A 2855-nucleotide genomic window follows, 5' to 3' on the forward strand; every position below is an offset into this window, starting at 1 on the left:
TTCCCGTCACTACCGGGGGCGGAGCCCCCGGTAGTGACGGGAATGGGTAGGGGCGGCGGGGGCGAAAAACTCACTCCAGTCCGCGCCCACCGTCAACCCCGCGGACGCGGATTCGTCCTGCCGGACGATTCCGGCTTCCTTATGTCCATCGAACGGTGGACCCACGCGCGTGTACGGCACAATGACCGTGCCCGGAAAGCCCTCTCAAGCTACGGAAACGGCGTGATGAGCAAGACGACAGTCAGGGAAGGCGTCTCCACCGACCAGGGAGTCGCCGCGGCTCCACGCACCGTGGGCGGCGGCCGCGTGCTCGCCCTTCTGCTGGTGATCACCGGCGCGGCCGGGCTGCTGGCCTCCTGGGTCATCACCATCGACAAGTTCAAGCTGCTGGAGGACCCGAACTTCACGCCGGGCTGCAGCCTGAACCCGGTCGTGTCCTGCGGCAACATCATGAAGAGCGACCAGGCGTCCGTCTTCGGGTTCCCCAACCCGATGATGGGCCTCGTCGCCTACGGCATCGTGATCGGCGTCGGGGCGAGCCTGTTCGGCCGGGCCACCTTCCCGCGCTGGTACTGGCTGACCTTCAACGCGGGCACGTTGTTCGGCGTCGGCTTCGTCACCTGGCTCCAGTACCAGTCGCTGTACAACATCAACTCGCTGTGCCTGTGGTGCTGCCTGGCCTGGGTCGCGACCATCATCATGTTCTGGGCCGTGACCTCGCACAACGTCCGCAACGGCTTCCTGCCCGCGCCCGGCTGGCTCAAGGGGTTCCTCGGCGAGTTCGCCTGGGTGCTGCCGGTCATGCACATCGGGATCATCGGCATGCTGATCCTGACCCGCTGGTGGGACTTCTGGACCAGCTGACGGCGGCCCGCGGAGCCTTGCGGGCTCGCGGAGCCCTTGCAGGAGAAGGGCCCGGCGGCTCTGTCAGTGGCGTGACATAGGGTTTCGCACGTGGAGCCCGACCTGTTTACCGCCGCAGCCGAAGAACGCCAGGAGAAGGACCCGTCCAGCAGCCCCCTGGCCGTACGGATGCGCCCGCGCACCCTCGACGAGGTCGAGGGCCAGCAGCACCTGCTGAAGCCGGGCTCGCCCCTGCGCAGACTCGTCGGCGAGGGCGGCGGAGGTCCGGCCGGACCGTCCTCGGTGATCCTCTGGGGCCCGCCGGGCACCGGCAAGACGACCCTGGCGTACGTGGTCTCCAAGGCGACGAACAAGCGCTTCGTGGAGCTCTCCGCGATCACCGCCGGCGTCAAGGAGGTGCGCGCGGTCATCGAGAGCGCCCGCCGGGCCACCGGAGGCTACGGCAAGGAGACCGTCCTCTTCCTCGACGAGATCCACCGCTTCAGCAAGGCCCAGCAGGACTCCCTGCTCCCGGCCGTGGAGAACCGCTGGGTGACGCTGATCGCGGCGACCACGGAGAACCCGTACTTCTCCATCATTTCCCCCCTGCTGTCCCGCTCGCTCCTCCTCACCCTCGAACCGCTCACCGACGACGACCTGCGGGGCCTGCTGCGCCGGGCGCTCGCCGACGAGCGTGGCCTCAAGGGCGCCCTCACCCTCCCCGAGGACAGCGAGGAGCACCTTCTTCGGATCGCCGGCGGCGACGCCCGGCGTGCCCTCACCGCTCTGGAGGCCGCCGCCGGGGCCGCACTCGACAAGGGTGACGCGGAGATCACCCTCCAGACCCTGGAGGAGACCGTCGACCGGGCCGCGGTGACGTACGACCGCGACGGCGACCAGCACTACGACGTGGCCAGCGCCCTGATCAAGTCCATCAGGGGCTCGGACGTCGACGCGGCGCTGCACTACCTGGCCCGGATGATCGACGCCGGCGAGGATCCCCGGTTCATCGCCCGCCGCCTGATGATCTCCGCCAGCGAGGACATCGGCCTCGCCGATCCGAACGCCCTGTCGACAGCCGTCGCGGCAGCCCAGGCCGTCGCCATGATCGGCTTCCCCGAGGCCGCGCTCACCCTCAGCCACGCCACCATCGCCCTCGCCCTGGCCCCGAAGTCGAACGCCGCGACCATGGCGATCGGCGCCGCCATGGAGGACGTCCGCAAGGGCCACGCGGGCCCCGTGCCGATGCACCTGCGCGACGGGCACTACAAGGGCGCGGCCAAGCTCGGCCACGCGCAGGGATACGTGTACCCGCACGACCTGCCCGAAGGCATCGCCGCCCAGCAGTACGCGCCGGAGGAGCTCAAGGACCGCGAGTACTACACGCCGACCCGGCACGGCGCCGAGGCACGCTACGCGGACGCGGTGGAATGGACCAGGAACCACCTCGGCCGAGGACGGTCCTGATCACCCCGCGGATCCCTGTAGACTTCCCCGAGCGCTGCGTCCCGTGTCCGGCCCCGGCCGGCACCACCAGAACGGGACATGCAGCCGGAGCCCCCACCCCCGGGTGAGGATTCCAGGAGCGTCGCGCACCGTCGAAGGTGTCGCGGGCAGCCCATCACCCTCCCGGATTCGTCCGGGAACCGGTCGGTGGGCCACTCGCGTGCTGCACATGTGCCCAGACCCGGGAGCGGCTGCCCAACAGGTCCGTCAGGGCTCGTTGGGTTTCCCGAGCTGCGGATGCGACCTCCCTTAACCCTGGTGAAGCCGTATTCACATCGAAAACACGAGGTGTTTGGTTCATGACGAACCAGTCCCGCCCCAAGGTCAAGAAGTCGCGTGCCCTCGGCATCGCGCTGACCCCGAAGGCCGTCAAGTACTTCGAGGCCCGCCCCTACCCGCCCGGCGAGCACGGCCGTGGCCGCAAGCAGAACTCGGACTACAAGGTCCGTCTGCTGGAGAAGCAGCGGCTCCGCGCGCAGTACGACGTGTCCGAGCGCCAGCTCGTC

The 2855-nt window shown here is 69.2% G+C and carries 2 protein-coding genes and 1 pseudogene; all 3 read left to right on the plus strand.

All coding sequences use genetic code 11. The features are described from left to right. Window positions 1–225: 225 nt before the first annotated feature. Complete coding sequence (locus AOK01_RS39310; RefSeq protein ID WP_055520338.1) at window positions 226–864, plus strand: vitamin K epoxide reductase family protein; 639 nt, start codon at window positions 226–228, stop codon at window positions 862–864. A gap of 90 nt (window positions 865–954) precedes the next feature. Then, on the plus strand, window positions 955–2310 hold the full coding sequence (locus AOK01_RS39315; RefSeq protein ID WP_055520340.1) for a replication-associated recombination protein A: 1356 nt from the start codon (window positions 955–957) through the stop codon (window positions 2308–2310). Window positions 2311–2648: 338 nt separating this feature from the next. Further along, window positions 2649–2855: pseudogene (locus AOK01_RS39320) on the plus strand (30S ribosomal protein S4); the annotation flags it as partial.

It is taken from the genome of Streptomyces aurantiacus, from assembly GCF_001418335.1.
In the GTDB taxonomy this organism is placed as follows: Bacteria; Actinomycetota; Actinomycetes; order Streptomycetales; family Streptomycetaceae; genus Streptomyces; species Streptomyces aurantiacus.